The sequence below is a fragment of the Allocoleopsis sp. genome (genome assembly GCF_036703385.1).
In the GTDB taxonomy this organism is placed as follows: Bacteria; Cyanobacteriota; Cyanobacteriia; order Cyanobacteriales; family Coleofasciculaceae; genus Allocoleopsis.
Genome location: NZ_DATNPA010000741.1, coordinates 1 through 18,875, shown reverse-complemented (window position 1 = coordinate 18,875; position 18,875 = coordinate 1). Strand labels below are relative to the sequence as shown.

The 18,875-nt window shown below is 47.0% G+C and carries 15 protein-coding genes; 10 read left to right on the top strand and 5 right to left on the bottom strand.

Features of this window, described 5'->3' with window-relative positions; genetic code table 11:
* Positions 1 to 57 precede the first annotated feature (57 nt).
* The 3 genes from V6C93_RS34965 (at position 58) to V6C93_RS34955 (ending at position 1,996) form a co-directional block, all read left to right on the top strand.
* Positions 58 to 666 (top strand): tetratricopeptide repeat protein, encoded by a 609-nt coding sequence (locus tag V6C93_RS34965; RefSeq protein ID WP_333481301.1) that lies wholly within the window; start codon positions 58 to 60, stop codon positions 664 to 666.
* 18 nt (positions 667 to 684) lie between these two features.
* Positions 685 to 1,020, top strand: coding sequence for a tetratricopeptide repeat protein (locus tag V6C93_RS34960; protein WP_333481302.1), 336 nt, complete (start codon positions 685 to 687; stop codon positions 1,018 to 1,020).
* Positions 1,021 to 1,276: 256 nt separating this feature from the next.
* Complete coding sequence (locus tag V6C93_RS34955; RefSeq protein ID WP_333481300.1) at positions 1,277 to 1,996, top strand: TPM domain-containing protein; 720 nt, start codon at positions 1,277 to 1,279, stop codon at positions 1,994 to 1,996.
* Between the two features lie 201 nt (positions 1,997 to 2,197).
* Here the strand turns inward: V6C93_RS34955 and V6C93_RS34950 are convergent, their stop codons facing one another.
* The gene (locus tag V6C93_RS34950; RefSeq protein ID WP_333481299.1) at positions 2,198 to 3,310 is read right to left on the bottom strand and encodes an AI-2E family transporter; all 1,113 of its coding nucleotides are present in this window, start codon (positions 3,308 to 3,310) and stop codon (positions 2,198 to 2,200) included.
* Between the two features lie 545 nt (positions 3,311 to 3,855).
* Between V6C93_RS34950 and V6C93_RS34945 the strand changes: the two genes are divergently transcribed.
* The gene (locus tag V6C93_RS34945; RefSeq protein WP_349262935.1) at positions 3,856 to 5,097 is read left to right on the top strand and encodes an HhoA/HhoB/HtrA family serine endopeptidase; all 1,242 of its coding nucleotides are present in this window, start codon (positions 3,856 to 3,858) and stop codon (positions 5,095 to 5,097) included.
* 503 nt (positions 5,098 to 5,600) lie between these two features.
* Positions 5,601 to 5,777: a hypothetical protein gene (locus tag V6C93_RS34940; RefSeq protein WP_333481297.1), complete on the top strand. Its 177-nt coding sequence runs from the start codon at positions 5,601 to 5,603 to the stop codon at positions 5,775 to 5,777.
* A gap of 72 nt (positions 5,778 to 5,849) precedes the next feature.
* Here the strand turns inward: V6C93_RS34940 and V6C93_RS34935 are convergent, their stop codons facing one another.
* On the bottom strand, positions 5,850 to 6,113 hold the full coding sequence (locus V6C93_RS34935; protein WP_333481296.1) for a hypothetical protein: 264 nt from the start codon (positions 6,111 to 6,113) through the stop codon (positions 5,850 to 5,852).
* A 149-nt stretch (positions 6,114 to 6,262) separates the two neighbouring features.
* On the opposite strand from V6C93_RS34935, the gene V6C93_RS34930 reads away from it, so the two are divergent.
* Positions 6,263 to 7,282: a mechanosensitive ion channel family protein gene (locus V6C93_RS34930; protein ID WP_333481295.1), complete on the top strand. Its 1,020-nt coding sequence runs from the start codon at positions 6,263 to 6,265 to the stop codon at positions 7,280 to 7,282.
* Here the strand turns inward: V6C93_RS34930 and V6C93_RS34925 are convergent.
* Positions 7,277 to 7,828, bottom strand: a complete 552-nt coding sequence (locus tag V6C93_RS34925) for a hypothetical protein (RefSeq protein ID WP_333481294.1) — start codon at positions 7,826 to 7,828, stop codon at positions 7,277 to 7,279. The genes V6C93_RS34930 and V6C93_RS34925 overlap by 6 nt on opposite strands.
* Before the next feature lie 178 nt (positions 7,829 to 8,006).
* On the opposite strand from V6C93_RS34925, the gene V6C93_RS34920 reads away from it, so the two are divergent.
* The 4 genes from V6C93_RS34920 (at position 8,007) to V6C93_RS34905 (ending at position 17,743) form a co-directional block, all read left to right on the top strand.
* Positions 8,007 to 9,011: a hypothetical protein gene (locus V6C93_RS34920; RefSeq protein WP_333481293.1), complete on the top strand. Its 1,005-nt coding sequence runs from the start codon at positions 8,007 to 8,009 to the stop codon at positions 9,009 to 9,011.
* Between the two features lie 205 nt (positions 9,012 to 9,216).
* The gene (locus tag V6C93_RS34915; RefSeq protein ID WP_333481292.1) at positions 9,217 to 12,150 is read left to right on the top strand and encodes an S-layer family protein; all 2,934 of its coding nucleotides are present in this window, start codon (positions 9,217 to 9,219) and stop codon (positions 12,148 to 12,150) included.
* A 554-nt stretch (positions 12,151 to 12,704) separates the two neighbouring features.
* Entirely contained in the window at positions 12,705 to 14,735 is a 2,031-nt protein-coding gene (locus V6C93_RS34910; RefSeq protein ID WP_333481291.1) for a ShlB/FhaC/HecB family hemolysin secretion/activation protein, read from the top strand.
* On the top strand, positions 14,681 to 17,743 hold the full coding sequence (locus V6C93_RS34905) for a CHAT domain-containing protein (RefSeq protein ID WP_333481290.1): 3,063 nt from the start codon (positions 14,681 to 14,683) through the stop codon (positions 17,741 to 17,743). Before V6C93_RS34910 ends, V6C93_RS34905 begins: the two co-directional genes overlap by 55 nt.
* 154 nt (positions 17,744 to 17,897) lie before the next feature.
* On the opposite strand, the gene V6C93_RS34900 is transcribed toward V6C93_RS34905, so the two are convergent.
* A complete protein-coding gene (locus V6C93_RS34900) occupies positions 17,898 to 18,209 on the bottom strand; it encodes a hypothetical protein (protein WP_333481289.1) in 312 nt (103 codons plus the stop codon).
* 276 nt (positions 18,210 to 18,485) lie between these two features.
* Positions 18,486 to 18,632, bottom strand: coding sequence for a helix-turn-helix domain-containing protein (locus tag V6C93_RS38905; RefSeq protein WP_414644348.1), 147 nt, complete (start codon positions 18,630 to 18,632; stop codon positions 18,486 to 18,488).
* Between the last annotated feature and the right edge of the window lie 243 nt (positions 18,633 to 18,875).

Sequence of the window (18,875 nt, the reverse complement as noted above, 5' to 3'; positions counted from 1 at the left end):
TAAATCTACTGTAGCTCTTTCACTCACTACACCTGCCTAAAAACGTAGATTAAAGCGATGAACAACATTGTCAAAACGCTTTTCCGCATAGGAATAGGCATTGCGCTAGCTGTTGGGCTTTATCGATTAGTCAATAGCAGCGCGATCGCATCTCTGGAAATAGTTCCTAAAGTAGCAATATTAATTCTGGTAATACTGGCTGCATTTTTTTTGTACAAGATACTGGAGAATTTTTTCAACATTCTTGCCTACTACAACCGAGGTCTTGCCCGCTATGATCTAGGTGATCATCAGGGAGCAATTGAGAATTTCACTCAGGTGATTCGTCTCGCTCCCAAGGACGCTATTGCCTACATCAACCGAGGTCTTGCCCGCTATGATCTAGGTGATCATCAGGGAGCAATTGAGGATTGTAACCAGGCGATTCGTCTCAATCCTAACTATGCTCTTCCCTACTATAATCGAGGTGATATCCGTTATGGCCTAGGTGAATATCAGCGATCAGTTGAGGATTACAACCAGGCGATTCGTCTCAATCCCAATTATGCTAATGCCTACTACAACCGAGGTCTTGCCCGCTCTCAGCTAGGTGATAATCAAGGAGCAATTGAGGATTTCACCGAGGCTATCCGTCTCGACCCTAACGCCGATAGGTACTACAACTGAGGTGTCCTCAACTATCAACTGAGCAACTATCATGAAGCGATCGCAGATTTAACCCAAACATTGCAGCTCAAGCCTAACTATGTTGCTGCCTACTATAACCGAGGCAACGCCAAGTACGATCTAGGAGACGAGCCAGGAGCATTTCAGGATTACAATCAAGCACAAGCGATCGCGCCTGCTCCTGATATCGATCCCAACGATGAGCATGGCTACTACGGACGTGGTCTTGCCCGTTCTCGAATGGGAGATAATCAGGGAGCGCTGGAAGATTTACACAAAGCAGCAACACTTTGCACTGAGCATAGAAATACAGCTCTCCACCAACGCATACAGGAGATGATCGCAACCCTTTAGTGCCATTTGAAATGCAAGTGCGATCGCGCTTCAGATAGAGCGATTCTCCGTTGGGTGCGGTGTTAGGGGAACCGGAATCTTAAAATCCCCCAAAATGGGGGGATTTATGGGGCAAGAAAGACTGTGTATACACTGTAGGAAAATTGCCCTCACAAATCATAGCCCCCGGATGAGCATCGGTTTGTAGTGCTGCAAACGGATGAAAAGGTGCAATCATACTAAATTCGGTTATTGTTCACCAATTCCAGCTTCAACCATGTTGCCTGTAACATTTACAGCCAAACGTGCTTTTTGGACCGTTTGTCTGTGTTTAAGTTTTATCCTTGTCCCACTGCCCAGTTATGCCCTGACAGTACAAGATGTACCCAATCCCCAAACTGAGTATGGTGGTTGGGTTACGGATATGGCACAAATTCTCAGCCCGAATACTGAAGCCAAGCTTAACCAGACTATCTCTGAGTTGCACAGTCAAACCGGAGAGGGAATTGCTGTTGTCACCGTACCGGAAACGACACCCGCCCCTAGCGTTAAAGCATTTACCACCAAACTATTTAACTATTGGGATATTGGCAGAAACGGGGTGCTGCTTTTGGTATCTAAAAGCGATCGCCGTGTGGAAATTACCACCGGCTACGGCATTGAGGCCATATTACCTAATACGCAAGTTAGTGGCATCATCCAAAAAGAAATTATCCCTCAATTCCGACAGGGTGACTTTGAGGATGGCATTCTAGCTGGTATTAAGTCACTGGTCATCAAACTGGGTGCTAACGTTACTACATTGCAAGACATTACTGTGGATACCAATAACACAGATGACTCTAATCAGCAGTCAGGTTATGTGGCGTTAGGCATACTGGTAATCACTGTACTGGTGTTGCCCTCGTTTTGGTATTTCTCATCCCTCGGTCGTCGTAGCGACAGTGATAATCCTAGCGAGAGCGGCAGTGGTGAAGGTAGTGCTGGCAGTAACTAATCAAAGCCACTAGCTGTAATACCAATTCGATTTGACTTTGACACATCTTCTCTGATAGCTCTCCCAAAAAAAGCCAATGGGTATAAAACGTTTATAAGGGAGAAAGAATCCAAGCCTCTCTCCTTTTAGGAGAGAGGCTTGGAGAGAGGTCAGAGTGTATCTAATCTAATCGACAAAGGCTAGATTTTTCTTCTTTATCATTCACAATACTTCATCATTTATACTTTTTGGTTCAGCGATTTCACTTATTTCACCCTCAGTGATGACTAGCTCTTGTGGAGATTCATCTCCTTCATTTTTATGCCAATTGTTGAGGACATCTTTAATTAAAAGTTCTTTCAGCCAAATTTTGACAACAATTACAAGTGGTACCGAAAGAAATACACCAGCAAATCCAAAGAATGAGCCAAAAACCACCACTGATAACAACGTAAGCGCTGGCAGTAAAGATACGTGCTGTTTCATTACAAAGGGCACGAGAAAATAAGCTTCAAACTGCTGAATCAGAAGGTAAAGCCCTAATACGGCAATGGCTTTCCAAGGGGCATCAAGTACGGCAACTGCCATTGGCGGTATCACACTCAAAACGGGACCCACATTCGGAATAAACTCTAATAACCCTGCCAAAAGAGCATTTGCTAAGGCTAGGGGCACCCCTAAAATTAACAGACCAATAAAACTCACCACACCAATGGCTGCCATATCGATGAGAGTGGCGGTCATCCATCCCACTAAAGTTGTTTCACACTCTGAGAGAATCTCATCAACACGCCGACGATAAAAGGCAGGAAATAGCAGGATAAAGCCTCGTCGATAGGGTGTGGGGTTAGCCAATAGCATGATGGTCAGAACGATGACCAGCAAAAGATTCAGCAGAATTGCCAGAAAATCGGAAAACCAGGTATATGCATTGCCCAATACCTGAGTTACCACGGGTTGAAGTCTTGGAATCAGATTACCAAGGTTACGGACATCTAACAGTTGCTCTGGAATCCAGGTTTCCAGAGAGTTTAACCAACCACGCAGCCGTTCTAATAGGGTTGGTACAAGGCTGACCAATTGTTCCAACTGCTTAGAAAAAGATGGTCCAATTATGGCGAAGAGGATAACGAAAATTAACAGTAAGCTAATAACTGTTAGTCCAATGGCGTGGCCTCGCTTGAATCTTCGTTGCTGAAGCCAGCGCACCACTCGGTTTAAGGCAACTGCAAAGACAACTGCTGCAAAGACCAGCAAAAGGATTTGTCGGATCTCCCACAAGATGTAAAGAGAAACTGCAAAGGCGAGTAAGCCGATCAATTTCCCTAAACTCACAACGTTGCCTCCATTTTTTAATTCTTGCGACAAATTTTTCTGAACTTTAATATTGTCTAATCAATTGTGTCATCTTCCTAAAGAAAGCGTGCAGAGGGTAAGAATTCTTCCTGTGCGGGGAAATAGTAGGGGCGAATGATCGCAAAGCCCCCTAAGTTGTGTTCTACCAATTTGACTGAAGAAGGTGGCAGATGTGGGTACGGGCGAATGGCAAGAGAGCCCCTACAGGCGAGAGTGTACCTCTAGCCAAATCGGGAGGTGCTAGTTTCTATCTGGGGCAAGAGGCCAAGCAAGGCAGTGCCCGGTCTCTGTTGCACAGACCTACCAAATATTCCTCAGAGGGTTCTGAAGACAGAAGACAATTAATGTAAGAATGGCTAAGTCTTAATTAATGCAGATTAGATTATAGTGTGCTTGCCGATTGTCTCTGTGGAGGACACAGTTTTATGGAAAAAAACCCCTATAGTTACTCCCCTAATCAAACTGACTCAAATCCCTCTACCTCAACAGAAGAGCCGAGCCAATCGTACACCAAGGTTAAACCAATGCGCACCAATACCCCAGGCCAAGCTTTTTGGCAGAAACCAGCAATTTACGTCTTGTTGCCACTGGTTAGTGTAGGAGTAGCATTATTGAGTGGCTGCGCTGGGTCGTCCAATCGGCCTCCTTCTGAGCAGACAAATCCTCAATCTCTTGAGGATTCAACAGGTACCAGCGATAGCACGCAAAGGACGGCATCGAATCGCCCTCTAACACCAACTCAGGAAGACAGTAACTTTGTTGTTGAAGTGGTCAAGAAAGTTGAACCGGCAGTAGTGCGAATTAATACCTCTCAAACGGTGAGAAGGCAGCTTCCAGAGGAATTTAACGATCCATTCTTTCGACGGTTTTTTGGCGACGGGATTCCCACACAGCCTCAAGAGCGAGTTCAACGGGGGGTTGGTTCTGGCTTTGTCATCAACAGCAAAGGTCTGATTTTGACCAATTCTCACGTTGTCAATAAAGCGGATATCGTGACAGTGTCGTTCTCTGATGGTCGGAGTTTAGATGGCAAGGTGCTGGGAGAAGACCCTTTGACGGATATTGCTGTTGTTCAAGTTTCAGCCAATAACTTGCCAACGGTAGAACTCGCAAGTTCTACTCAGGTGCAGCCAGGACAATGGGCGATCGCCATTGGTAATCCCTTGGGTTTGCAAGAAACCGTAACCGTCGGCGTGGTCAGTGCTATAGACCGTTCCAGTAGCGATATCGGTGCTACAGATAAGCGTGTTCCCTTTATTCAGACTGATGCTGCAATTAATCCTGGTAACTCCGGCGGCCCTCTGCTCAATGCTCGCGGTCAAGTGATTGGTGTCAACACAGCCATTATCCAAGGAGCACAAGGAATCGGCTTTGCCATCCCCATCGATACCGCGAAACGGATTGCTGACCAACTGATTACCAAAGGAAGAGTGGAGCATCCTTTCCTAGGAGTCAAGATGGTCTCCCTTACCCCAGAAATTAAGCAACGCTTGAGTAATAGTCGCAATCCTAACATTCGTGTTGATGCAGATCAGGGCGTTCTGATCGTCCAAGTTGTTCAAGGTTCCCCAGCTGATCGATCAGGACTCAAACCCGGAGATGTCATCCAATCGGTTAACAATCAGCCAGTGACTAAAGCTGAACAAGTCCAGCAGCAGGTGGAAAATAGCGGAGTTGGTGGTCAGTTACCCATGAAAGTTCAACGGGGAGGACAGGCTCTAGATTTAACCGTACAACCTGCACCTTTGCCAGCTCGCACGGAGTAGCTAATCGCTCATGACATACCCTCTGTGATACCAAATCCGGGTTGTAAGTAGGTAGGCATTAATATGTGTTGTTGAGGCAAGGCAGACCGGATCTCATACGAGGACAGAAGGCAGAAGGGAAGAGGATTTTAGTCTCTTAACATGTGTTGATATACCTTGGTTTATTTCTGCCTACCTGACTTGAAAATGCGGATTTGGTATCAGACTCCACTCCCACTGTATTTTTACTTAATCTTTATTTGGTTTGAACCTAACTTCACCTGAATTTAGAACAGTACGAGTGATATTGGAATAGAAAACAACTTCACCAACAATCTATCTGTAGGAAGCTCACTCTTGCCCTTAGGGAAGTTGTAATTTTGACCCAGCGATGCTGCTAGGTTCAACTAGGATAACTTGGAGGTAATTTTTAGAGATAACTTCAGAAATAGGCAAGTAGAGGGAAGTAGTTACTCTGGGTTTATGTTTTTCTAGAGAAAAGGCGGTAGTTAGGAGAATTTAAGATGAAGAACGAAGATAGTTTCAATCTTTGCTCAGCCTTTCTTGTGAATACTGTTTTAATCGTTGGTTTCATCCTCACTGTTTCGTTAGGCTCTTTACCCGCATGGCAAAAGGCTGTAACCCTTGGTGATGCCCCAACAGTTCTGAAATCAAGTGCAACTCTATCACCAAATAAATAAAAGGCTCTATCAGAGAGAGCTATCCCTAGATATTTTCACTCCTCTAGATTGATAGCTCTAAACCGATGCGACCTACCTTGGGAAACACTTACGTAGTGTTAGTTGACCGACCAGACCATTTTCGCGAGGGGACGCGAAGTGGACGACTTCTATGACCGTGAAGCATGGCCCCACACTTTGTAGTTGACCCTCACCAAACGAGATTAACTCTCCCTGACAAGGAAGTCGGGATAATTCTGCGAACTTCCCATTTAAGTCCTCCAATTCAGCAGAGTAATCTTTATGCGATCGCCTGGGGGCATTTTCAAACATCAGTTGAACTTTAATCAGTTCCATCGGTAGTGCTTTCCCTCCTCAGATTTTGATGATGTCTTCATTACTTTGCCATCGATGGGGCATTCTGGTAGGATCTACTGACCTAAGGCAGATTTTGAACGGCCTCCTTTTGATTACGATGAACAGCGTTTTCAAGAGCTGGAGGAGTCATGAAGCCCCAAGAAGCGGTATCAACAGCCTGGGAAAAAATGCAGGGAATGCTTGACGGATTGATCGTCATGCTGCCTAATATTGTGTTGGCTGTCATCGTCTTCGTCATTTTTTATTTTGCTGCCAGAGCGATTAAGTCTCTGGTCAAACGAGTAACCCGACGGCATCGACAGGCTCGCAGTCTAGGCTTAGTACTGGGACGATTATCCCAAGGAACTATTATTTTAGTCGGTCTATTTGTCGCCTTATCGATTGTCATACCCTCATTTAAGGCAGGGGATTTGGTTCAGTTGCTAGGGATTAGTGGTGTGGCGATTGGTTTCGCCTTCCGCGATATTCTGCAAAACTTCCTAGCGGGTATCTTGATTCTCTTGACAGAGCCGTTCCAGATTAATGACCAGATCGTATTCAAAAATTTTGAAGGAACGGTTGAGAGCATCCAAACACGCGCCACAACTATCCGCACCTATGATGGTCGCCGTATTGTCATCCCAAATTCTGATCTGTTTACAAATTCGGTCACCGTTAACACTGCCTTTGAAAACCGCCGCTTAGAGTATGACGTTGGCATCGGTTACGGTGATGATATCGACCGAGCCAAGGAGTTGATTTTAGAAGCGATCGCTAGTGTGGACAAGGTATTGAAGGAGCCACGGCCTGAGGCTCTAGTCATGGAACTGGCTCCCAGTACAGTTAACATCCGTGCTCGCTGGTGGATCGCACCGCCGCGACGTGCAGATGCGCTCGACGCACGCGATCAGGTGCTTTCTGCGATTAAGAAGAAGCTCACAGCTCATGGTATTGACCTACCCTTCCCGACACAACAAATCCTGTTCCACGACCAAACCGAAGAGACAGATGGGGATAGAGCGCGTCAGCGTGAAGGATGGCCTGCGGGGAAGCAACAGGTGCCTCAGCCTCGTAGCATTGGAGATTCCCTCAGAAAACTTGCCGAAATGCGATCGCAACGAGATGGCAATGGCAGCAATCACCGGACAGAGCGATCGGAGAATTCATGAACTTTTGTAGACTTGAACAAATCCGATTGCAACCTGAACAAGAGGCCAGCCCACCAAACAAATTAGCGCAGCCCAGCGAGTCTGTATATCTAAACCTTGGCGAACGGCGACAATCACAGCTAGCAAACTCCAGATTGCTAAAACTAGCTCAACGGGGCGTCCCAACAAAGGAATTAGTGTTAAAAAGTTGAGTACTTGAGGAGCATAGGCAAAGCCAATGGGAATGAGCAAATCTCGATAGGTTAAAGAATCCCGTTTGAGCCACTGTCCGATCTTCCAGATGGTGAGCGTCCAAAAATAGTAGCCTGCCACCACACTAAGTGCATCAAGCACCAGCGAGAAGACCAGAATCGGTAGTGTAGCTCGATTAATCACTAAAATTACCGCACTACCGAGAGCATGGGATACAGCTGCTAAAATCACAATTGTTCGGGCTATGCCTTGATTTTTAGACGTATTCTGTGCATGTTCATAGAAATCTCCATCTAAAGCCAGTGCCTTCCGCAGAACCGTGCATAAATTTCCTTTGATATTTTTACTCCTCACCCTAAATTCCTACAGCTCATGATAGATGACAGCATGGATAGAATACTGTTCCATTTAAGAAGCTACTACAAAAGCTCAACTTATAAGCTGTCGCGCATTTAAATTGCATGTTGATGCTTAGCACATTTCTTGTAGGATGGGTATCTTTCCCGTCCAATTTTTGTTTGCCAGGGATCGAATGCTAAAGTTAATTGGGCAGATACTTTTACGGCTTCGAGACGGAACCTTGAAGCTATTAATTCTAACAGGAATAATTCTGCTTGCTTGGGGAACCCTTTCACCAGTGGGAACTCTAGTTTGGTGGGCGAATAAATCTGAGAATCTAGGTTTAAAGAAGAATCGCTCTAAGAGCTTGCCTTACGACGGGGGTATTCGTTCGACCGCGAAGTCTTCAAACATTAATTGTTATATTGTCTTTTTACCGGGAGTCGGAGATTTTTCGGCTAATCAGTTAACTCCTGGGGAAGAATTTTTTTTGAACCGTTTAATTCAGCTTCATCCGAATTGTGTGGCTGTTTCGGATGTTTTCCCCTACTCAGCCGCCAACGAAAGTCTTGGTGGAAGAAGAATATTCGCTCCCATTTGGCGTTTTGTCGAACAGGCAGATGGTTGGTTCAAAGATGCAGATATCCTGATCAAAATTCGTAATCTTTGGCGATTCGCAATTTCCGTAGATGAGCGCTACGGCTCAATTTATAACCAGGGAATTGCCAGTGCCATTATTGATCGCATGAACGCAGCGCATCCCATACCCCAAAACTCGAGTCAACCGCTGAAAATTATTCTGATTGGTACGAGTGGAGGGGCACAAGTTGCCCTAGGTGCATCGCCTTATCTGGAGCGTTGGCTACAGCCTCAAATCCAGGTTGTCTCCGTCGGTGGTGTCTTTTCAGGGAAGGATGGCTTCAATGCAAGTCAGCATGTCTATCATCTCCAAGGCGATCGCGATTGGATTGAAGATATAGGCCGTATTATATTCCCCTCACGCTGGCCTTGGACGGTTGGTTCTCCGTTTAATCAAGCTCTTCGTCAAGGCCAATTTACAGTCCAAACGATTGGTCCCCAAGCTCATGATGGCCCTACAGGCTATTTTGGAGAAAAGCAGGTTAAACCAAATATCACTTATGTAGATTTAACCTTGCAATCGGTTAACCAGCTACCCATGTGGTCAGCTCAGAAATGATATCTTAGTTTGTCTGCTCCTAGATTTGAGTGCAGGACAAGAAGCGATCGCAGTTTTCTGTGCTGGTTAGCCGACAGAGTCATTCTCCACGTTCTGGCTGCAACCCTTGGTAAAACTTAACAAGGGAGCCTATCTCATCAAAATCAACTATGCTATCTTATGCCCTAGTGCTACAAAAACCTATTGCAATAGCTAGGCTAAGGCAGTGTTGATACTCAGGGTGTTGCGACAACTCCATCATCAAGGCTGGAAATTAGGCATCGTGTTTACATTGGGGATAAGTGGCGCGATCGCTTCCTCAAGAAGTTGTGTTTTAGCTCAAAATATTACTACCGATGGAACCCTTGGGCCTGCTGTCACCTTGACAGGGTCTAGATACATAATTCTTCCAGGACTCGGTCAAACTGTTGGCAGCAATCTCTTCCACAGCTTTAGGGTATTTAACCTCAATCAAGGCGAAATAGCGGATTTTAAAAGCGATGTCGGCATCAAAAATATTCTGGCGCGGGTAACGGGAGGTAGTCTATCTCGTATCGATGGAAAAATGTATACCTCAAGCCCCGATGTCAATCTTTTCTTTATAAACCCCTATGGGATTATATTTGGCCCCAACTCCTCACTCGATGTTGGCGACAAGTCGGGCAGAGGTGCCTTTGTAGCGACGACCGTTGATGCTCTCGTGTGGCCGAATGGCAGCCAATTTAGTGCCACGAATCCGGGAGGGCCAAGTAGCTTACTAACTATTGTGGGCGATCCCGGCGGTTTTCTCACCTCGGCAAGAACCCCCGGCCCAATATCTAACCTGGGAGGCACCCTAGAAGTTTATGACAATCAGCGCTTAATACTATTGGGCGGTAACGTGACTCTTAGTGGTGGAGAGTTGAAGGCTACAGGAGGTCAGGTTGAGATCGGAGCGGTGGGAGGTGCTGGACAAGTAGATCTCAATCTGGAGAGTACGGGCAAAGCATTGGGCTTTTCTGATGATTTAGTACGAGCTGATGTACTCCTTACAAATGCTGCGAAAATTAATGCAACGACGGGTCAAGACAATGGAACCGGAACTGGCCTGATTAGAATTCTAGGCAGAAATATTTCACTAACTAATGGTTCCCAGTTAGATACCAGTACCTACGGTCAGGGTGATTCGGGAATTGTTGCTTTTAATGCTACTGACTCGGTGCTAATTACGGGTCAAAATACTACTGTTTTCAGTCAAGTGGTCAGTGGGGCACAAGGTGATGCAGGGGGCATTGGTATCAAAGCCAAGTCGTTTTACTTGACGGATGACGCTAAACTGACGACCAGTACCTTCGGACTAGGGAATTCTGGCGTTGTTTTAGTGCAAGCTGACCAAGTTTTTCTGGATAACAGTGCAATCTTCAGCACGGTGGAATCTGGAGGTGTAGGCAAGGCTCTCGGTATCCAGATTGAGGCAGGCTCAATTGTCATGAACAACAATGCCGAACTGCAAACTCAAACCAGTGGAGTAGGGGACGCAGGACGTGTCATTTTGAAAACGAATGGTGGTTTGGTTTCGCTCGACAACAGCCGCATCTTCAGCACGGTGGAATCGGGGGGAGAAGGCGATGGAGGAGGTATCCGGATCGAGACCGGAACCCTTTCATTAAACAACGGGGGTCAACTCCAAACCCTCGTTAGGGAAGGAGGAAAAGGGGATGCTGGCTTTATATACGTAGAAGCTACTAACTCTGTCGATTTGAGAGGTATTTCTCCAACTACCGGCAATGAAAGTGGCATTTTTAGCATCATAGACCAGGGCGCAGAAGGTGGCATTGGCAGTAGTCAGTTTGCTGGTGGTATATTTGACGCCCTCTTGAGCGGCAGGGGGAACAATATTGTAGGTTCGATCTTTATCGATACAGGGTCGCTTTCCTTAACTGATGGTGCTCAAATCAATACCAGTACCGATGGTAAAGGAAATGCGGGAGCAATCATTGTGCAAGCCAGGGATAAAGTCTCTCTAACCAATGGGGGGGCGATTCTTAGTGGTGCGGGAGAGAATGCAGAAGGTAATGGTGGCGCTATCTTGATGGGAGCTGGAGAACTCTCTATCGAAGGTACTGCTGACAATCGCTCTGGACTAACAACGCAAACCAATGGACAAGGAGATGCCGGCCTGATATACGTGGAAGCTGACCGTGATATTTCAGTAAAAGGCGATCGCAGCGGATTTTTCAGCACGGTGGAAGAACAAGGTACAGGCACAGCTGGCGCGATTATTGTCAATGCCAGGTCGCTGTTTTTGAGGGATGGGGCTCAAGTCAGCGTAAACAATCAAGAATTCAAAGAAGCGGGTGACATTCTCATCAACACCCAAGAAGATATCTTGTTACTGAGGAATGCAGAAATTTCAGCCACAACGCTATCAGGTGAGGGCGGAGATATTGAGCTAAACGTAGGAGACTTTTTGGTGTTGCTCGGCAATAGTAATATCTCTACGACCGCAGGCCAAGCACCCGGCGGTGGAAATGGAGGCAATATTAGGGTTAACATCGACCGTCCTAGAGCTACAGGTCTTTGGGGTCTCCCTGTTAACGATAGCAACATTACAGCTCAAGCTTTTACAGGCAATGGAGGAAGCATCCGAATCAACGCCCGTCGCCTCTACAGCATTGCTCGTCGCCCTCTAAACCTGAATACTAACGACATCAATGCGAGTTCTACCTATGGACAAGAAGGGCTGATCGAAATCAACGACGTGGATATTGACCCGAATCAAGGGTTGAACAACCTGCCACAGGCTCCAGTCGATACCTCTAGACTGATTGCTCAGCGATGTAATGTGCGTGGAGAAGGCTCGGAGGAAGTCAATAAATTTACCATCACCGGACGCGGGGGTATACCGTCCAGTCCAAACAACACGCTTCAGGGTGAGTCCGTAGAAACAAATTGGGTGACGACTGATCCACCGATGACCAATCCCTCTGAGGGCAATTCTTCGACCAATCCCGGTGGTTTAGTTCCCTCGGCAATGAGGGTGCCAAAAACCCCAGAACTCGTAGAAGCTCAAGGGTGGGTCTACGGTTCTCATGGTGAAGTGATTCTCACCGCCAAAGCCCCTACAGCAACTCCTCACAATCCCTCGTTGATACCCGCTGTTTCCTGCAATCCTCAATAAGATGAGCTGATGTCAATGTGGATTGATCGCGTGATCGCAGAGGAGGTCACACCAGCGCTTTGTACAAGCAATTTATAATAAAGGTCAGATTTAGCATCTACATTTAGAGGTAAATTTTAAAGATCATTAAAAAATCTCAACTAAGCGCTGAGGTTTTATTAAGATACCGTGTGGTATCTTCGGGTGTACTTATTCCAAGAAAACCCAGCACTGATAAGGCTAACGTTGTGTTCATTCGATGGCTGTCACGGCAACTGTTTCATCCAGGGGAAGTGGAAATCAACAATCTAAATCTTGACGTTAGTACGCATCAAAATCAATAAATCTATGCAAACAAATTGGGTGACAACTGAAACACCAGGAGAAAATAGCAATAGGAATAATTCTCCAGCCAATTCCAATCACTCAATTCCCGCTGAAAGCAAGGTGCCAAAAACCCTGGCACTTTTAGAAGCGCAAGGGTGGGTCTACGGGCAGAATGGTAATTCTCACTGCCCAATCTCCTCCCATTACATCCCACAACTCCTCATTGACACCTGCACCCACTTCCTGCAATGCCAATTAAAGTGCGCCTAAGTCAATATTCGTCACTCTTGCCCTTAAGCCTATTGGTCTTGAGCTGCGGTTGGAAGGTTGAGGCGGTGAGCGCCCAGACAGTTGACCCAACCGACTTGAAGCTTTCGATTTTGGATTTGGCAGCAGATCAGACCAATCTGTCACCAGCGCCCCAATCCCTCAGTGGAGAAGAACCTAAAAATCTGGATGGCATGAATCCAGAAGAACATCCACCCCATCCCTTCATTTCTCAAGCGCCCAAACTCCTAGACATTAATCTCCAAGCGAAAATCCTAAATTCCAAATTAGGTAATATCGCTCAAACCCCCAATCCAGGCAGGCAAGTTCCCACTTTTCCGCAACCCCTACCAATACCACTGCCTTCACCCGATAGTCCGTCCGTTCCCAGGAATGAAGTCGAACCTCCATCCCAATCCCCTATTCAACAAGCCCCCCCTACCCCACTTCCGCCGCCAGAACAGTTACTAGAACCCTCACCGTCAAGCCCCCGATCGCCCGACCCAATTCCAGGGAAAGTCCCTGATACGATAAGGGTTGAACGCTTCGAGTTTGAAGGCAATACCGCAATTAGCGACGCCGAATTAAGAGAAGCCACCAAGGAATTTACCGGGCGAGACATCTCATTTGCCGAACTGTTCCAAGCACGTTCCAAAGTTACCCAACTGTACCTTGACCGGGGGTACATTACCTCAGGTGCCTTGATCCCGCCGCAAACCCTTCAAGGGGGCATAGTAACAATTCAGATCGTTGAAGGAAGTTTGGAATCCATCAACGTCACGGGTACCCGACGCCTTGACCCCGACTATGTGCGATCGCGAATTGCGATCGCCACATTCAAGCCACTCAATCGGGAGCGCCTGCTGCAAGCGCTGCAACTTTTGCAACTCAACCCACTAATTAAAAACCTCTCTGCCGAACTCGCAGCGGGAACGCAACCCGGATCGAGCGTGCTGGAGGTGAGGGTATCAGAGGCAAAAACTGGCAACGTGCAAATCTCGCTCGATAATAACCGAGCCCCCAGTGTTGGCAGCTTCAACCGCCGAGTGCAGATCAACCAAGCCAACTTATCGGGGGCAGGGGATAATCTGAGTTTAGGCTACAGCAATACCGATGGCAGTAATGGCCTCGATCTGAGCTATACCCTGCCAATTAATGCCCGCAACGGCACCGTCAGATTCAGCTACGGCACGACTTCGAGCAACGTGATCGAGCCTCCCTTCGACCGACTCGATATTAATGCCAGTTCGCGTTATTACGAACTCTCACTGCGCCAACCCCTGGTGCAAACCCCCTCGGAAGAATTGGCGATTGGTGTGACGGCTTCGCGCCAAGAGAGTGAAACCTCCGTTTTAGAGATTCCCTTCCCCCTCTCCTTGGGAGCCGATGATGAGGGACGTACCCGCATTTCAGCGCTACGCTTTTTTCAGGAATGGACGAAGCGTAACAGCCGTGAAGTAATTGCGGCCCGCTCTCAGTTTAGTGTGGGAGTCAACGCCTTCGGCTCCACGATTAGCTCAAATCCCCCGGACAGCCGCTTTTTCTCCTGGCGGGGTCAGGCTCAGTGGGTACGTCTTCTGGCACCGGACACCTTATTCCTGATTCGGGGCGATATGCAACTCGCGGATAGAGCATTGGTGCCCTTAGAGCAGATTGGGTTGGGAGGTCAACAAAGTATTCGGGGTTACCGCCAGGATATTCTCTTAACAGATAATGGAGTTTTAGCTTCAGCAGAGGTACGGGTACCTGTTCTCCGGATACCGCAGTGGAACACGTTGGTTCAGCTTGCTCCATTCTTTGATATAGGCAAAGCTTGGAACAATGAGGGGAGAGATGAGCCAGACCCTAGCCTTCTGGCATCTGTAGGTCTTGGCCTACAAATGCAAATCAGCGATCGCATCACAGTTCGCCTAGATTACGGTATTCCACTTGTGTCGGTTTCTTCAAATAAAAGAACATGGCAAGAAAACGGCTTTTATTTTTCTATCGTCGCTACCCCCTTCACCTTTTAAGGGGTTGCAGGTTGCAGGTTGGTTGGTTGCAGGTTGGCAGGTTGGCAGGTTGCAGGTTGAAGGTTAGTCGGTTGGCAGGTTACAGGTTGCAGGTTCGCCGGTTGAAGCGAATCTTACCAACATTCAACATTCAACCTTCCAACCTTCAACTCTTTTCCAAGCCTCAACTCTTTTGCCTGCTTTTTGTCGGTTCATTTTTCCTGGCTCAAGGGTTTGCCTGGTTTTCGGGAGCCGCAACACAAGCCGTTTTCGCCCAGACGCCTGCCAGAGTGACGGTGGTTCAGAATTCATCCAATCCACAAACACTGGTGGAGCAGGGTAAAGCACTTTATGAGGCAGGAAAATATTCTGAAGCCACAGCTGTTTTAAAGGAAGCGGCAACAGCATTCCAGACTCAGGGAGATCAGTTCAAAGCAGCGATGACGTTGAGCAATCTTGCCTTAGCTTATCAGCAACTTGGCTCGTGGTCTGAGGCAGAACAAGCATTGACAGAGAGTTTGAAACTGCTGCAATCTGGGGAAACGAACAGCACCAGCTCTTCGGGGAAGACAACTGAACGCTTGCAAATTCTCGCTCAAACCTTGGATATTCAGGGTCGCTTGCAATTGTCTTTGGGACAATCTGAAGCAGCTACCAAGACTTGGCAACAGGCAGCGGCTACCTACGCTCAAATCGGCAATCAACAAGGGAGAATCCAAAGCCAAATTAACCAAGCCCAAGCGTTGCAAAATATGGGATTTTACACCAGAGCTTGTAAGACCGTACTGAATACTTTAGGGCTTGAGAATCAGGACTGTAAGATATCGGATGAGCAACTGCAAACGCTCAAAGCGCAACCAGATTCTCTCAATAAAGCTGTTGGGTTGCGGACGCTGGGTGATGTCCTGCAACTTGTGGGGGATGTTCAGCAGTCCGAGAACGTTTTGAAGCTGAGTTTGGAGATAGCTCAACGCCTACAATCCCCTGCAAATATTAGTGCAGCTCGGTTCAGTTTAGCCAACACGGCTCGTGCTCAAGGGAATACCAGTAGCGATCGCCAATCGCGACAGAGCAGTGAAGACCCGATAGCTCTGTATCAACGGGTAGTCGAGGAAGCGACTTCACCCACGCTCAAGATACAAGCACAAGTAAATCAGCTGAGCCTATTGATCGATCAAAACAGAGTTTCAGAAGCGCGATCGCTCTCTGGTCAAATTCAGTCTCAACTCGATAACTTGCCTCCTACTCGAACGGCAGTTTACGCTCGGATTAACTTGGCTCAGAGTTTGCTCAAGCTATCCACCTCTGAAGTAGATACAGCAGCCAAGCTATTGGCAAAGGCAGTTGAACAAGCTAAAAGTTTAGGTGACGAACGAGCTACAACTTACGCTCTCGGTAATCTGGGTAATCTATACGAAAAGACGGGGCAACTACGTGAAGCACAAGAGCTTACCGAGGAAGCACTGGTAATCGCTCAAACGATTAACGCCTCAGATATTGCCTATCGCTGGCAGTGGCAATTGGGACGACTGCTCAAAGCACAGGGAAATCAGAAGGAAGCCATCGCCGCTTATGATTCTGCGGTCAAAACCCTCAAAGATCTCCGGGGTGACTTGGTTAGTATTAACCCAGATGTTCAGTTCTCATTTCGGGAGAGCGTTGAACCGGTCTATCGGGAACTGGTTGAGTTGCTTCTGCAATCCGATGCAAATCCAGAGAACTTGGCTCAGGCTCGTGACGTGATTGAATCCCTACAACTGGCAGAACTAGCGAACTTTTTTCGAGAAGACTGTTTAACCGGTACTCCCATTAAGATTGACCAAATTGATCAGAAAGCAGCTGTAATCTACCCGATTGTTTTAAAAGATCGGTTGGAGGTCGTGCTATCACTGCCCAATTCGCCTTTGCGGCATTATGCAACTCGCCTGCCTAGAAAACAGGTGGAAGACGCTTTTAATGAGCTACGCCAAGCGATCGCTCCTTTTAGTGTTAATCCAGATCAAAGGGGACAAGTTGAGGGTACAGAACCTGCTGCCAATTCAGGACAAGAAACCCAGAGTACGGACACTGACCCAAATCGAGGTGGATTAGGTGCCGTGTCTAGAGAAGAATGTCGCGGCGGGTTAGTACCCGTACCGACTTCATGCCAAGCTTCTCCCACTGCACAGTCATACTTGCCTCTCGCCCAAAAAGTCTATGAGTGGTTAATCCGACCTGTAGAGCAAGACATCGCCAACTCTCAAGCCAAAACCCTTGTCTTTGTCTTGGATGGCCCCATGCTAAATCTGCCAATGGCAGTTTTGAACGACGGTAAGGAGTTTCTCATTGAGAAATATGCGATCGCCTACACCCCCGGACTCAATCTCTTAGATTCCAAACCTCTAGCACGCGGTCAGCTCAGCGCTCTCAAGGCTGGAATCACTAAATCTCGCGAAATAACTACTAGCAGTTCATCAACACCTTTAGTGTTTTCTGCCCTTCCCTTTGTGGAGGAAGAATTAAAAAAAATCCAGTTAAAGGTAAGTGGTGAGCTATTACTCGACGATCAATTTACCACCACCGCCATTCAAAAGGAAATTAACTCAGTTCCTTTCCCCGTCGTTCACCTAGCTACCCACGGTCAGTTTAGCTCCAACGAGAAAGACACATTTATTCTGACTTGGGATGACCGCCTTAACGTCAATCAGTTGAACACCGTGCTGCGAGCTAGAGAAGAAACGGGTAGAAATCCTATTGAACTACTAGTTCTCAGTGCCTGTCAGACGGCAGCCGGAGATAGGCGAGCAGCGCTAGGATTAGCGGGTGTAGCCGTCAGAGCTGGAGCACGCAGTACCCTAGCGACATTGTGGTTTGTCAATGATGCCGCCACAGCAGAACTGATGACGACATTTTATCAGGAATTAACAGATACATCGATTAGCAAAGCCGAAGCGCTTCGCCGCGCTCAAGTAGCGCTGTTAAAGGATAGCCGCTATCAGCAAAAGCCCGAACTCTGGGCACCTTACGTTCTCGTGGGGAATTGGCTATAACTGAGATTGGGCTGTAAAAACTCTGCGCTCCTCTGCGTGACCCTTTGCGAACTCTGCGTTAAAAAACCTCACGGAGTAAATTGCCCACGAATCTCCTGGGAATGACACTGCCTGCGGTGAGACAGAACTCCCTGTTCGTGCCAACTCAGCCTGATTAATTTTGAATCCTTTGCTCCGGCTTGTCTACCTGATTCGGTTGCTGACTCGGAGTTTCCACCTCATTTGGCGTCTCGCTGGGAGAGGGAGTGGGAGCAGGACTGGTGTTGAGTATCGGTTCCGAGGGTTGTTTCTCATGGTTATCTCCCAGGATTAAGGATTCTCCTTGAAGAACCTGGATTTCTCTTTCCAATTGCTCCCGTCCCTGATCAAAAAAGTCTTGAGAAGGGTTGCGGATTTGAGCCATCGCTGGAACCGTTAAGCCAATTGTCCCAATCAGTGTGGAGAGTAAAACTACTTTAATGTTCATAAAAACCTCACGAGAGCCGGAAAGCTGTTTGATAACTTTCCCCAAGTCTCACTTCTAGTAAGCCAGAATTGTTACCACGATAACTTCAACCATCAGGGTGATTTAGTTGGGAAAAATCTAGAAGACTAAACATCACATCAAAATCTCGCTCTGGCTGTTGTGTCGATTGTCATCAAGTCATCTTTTCCAATTAACATTAGCTGCTATGGCAGCATCTACCTAAAGGAAGAAATAGTTTTGGCTAGATTTAGAGGCTTCTTCCATCTGAGAGGCTAGTCAAATATCTCTCATAATCTCTACCCAATAATTGAAGGCATCATTGGCTTTCGTTTTGGAGATATTAAACAGCAAACCTAAAATTTCAAAGATCGGTTTTTGTCGCCGGTAAACTAGACACAAGCAGACTCCTTCTTTAGGTGACATTTCTGGTTTACGCCCACCACCAGGAGCAATAATCCGAACTTTCTTTTTCTCAATTTCTGCCTGTTTCTATAAATGACGTTGTTCGGCTAAAGCTACTAATGCTGCTAAAAAAGGCTCATAATCAATACCGATTAGTCGTTTGGCTTCTTGGGGATGTGATTCGATTCTTGCTAAAGGGCTTGTCATTACTAGCTGTAAAAATCTTTGATTGTTCTTTATTGTTTCACACAGTTTATATTAAGG

What these genes read in the sequence shown, in the direction of transcription:
- V6C93_RS34910 (WP_333481291.1), top strand. Translation starts at nt 12,705, where the DNA reads ATGCCAATTAAAGTGCGCCTAAGTCAATATTCGTCACTCTTGCCCTTA.
- V6C93_RS34905 (WP_333481290.1), top strand. Translation starts at nt 14,681, where the DNA reads ATGGCAAGAAAACGGCTTTTATTTTTCTATCGTCGCTACCCCCTTCAC.
- V6C93_RS34935 (WP_333481296.1), bottom strand. Translation starts at nt 6,113, where the DNA reads ATGGAACTGATTAAAGTTCAACTGATGTTTGAAAATGCCCCCAGGCGA.
- V6C93_RS34940 (WP_333481297.1), top strand. Translation starts at nt 5,601, where the DNA reads ATGAAGAACGAAGATAGTTTCAATCTTTGCTCAGCCTTTCTTGTGAAT.
- V6C93_RS34955 (WP_333481300.1), top strand. Translation starts at nt 1,277, where the DNA reads ATGTTGCCTGTAACATTTACAGCCAAACGTGCTTTTTGGACCGTTTGT.
- V6C93_RS34930 (WP_333481295.1), top strand. Translation starts at nt 6,263, where the DNA reads ATGAAGCCCCAAGAAGCGGTATCAACAGCCTGGGAAAAAATGCAGGGA.
- V6C93_RS34945 (WP_349262935.1), top strand. Translation starts at nt 3,856, where the DNA reads ATGCGCACCAATACCCCAGGCCAAGCTTTTTGGCAGAAACCAGCAATT.
- V6C93_RS34900 (WP_333481289.1), bottom strand. Translation starts at nt 18,209, where the DNA reads ATGAACATTAAAGTAGTTTTACTCTCCACACTGATTGGGACAATTGGC.
- V6C93_RS34965 (WP_333481301.1), top strand. Translation starts at nt 58, where the DNA reads ATGAACAACATTGTCAAAACGCTTTTCCGCATAGGAATAGGCATTGCG.
- V6C93_RS38905 (WP_414644348.1), bottom strand. Translation starts at nt 18,632, where the DNA reads ATGTCACCTAAAGAAGGAGTCTGCTTGTGTCTAGTTTACCGGCGACAA.
- V6C93_RS34920 (WP_333481293.1), top strand. Translation starts at nt 8,007, where the DNA reads ATGCTAAAGTTAATTGGGCAGATACTTTTACGGCTTCGAGACGGAACC.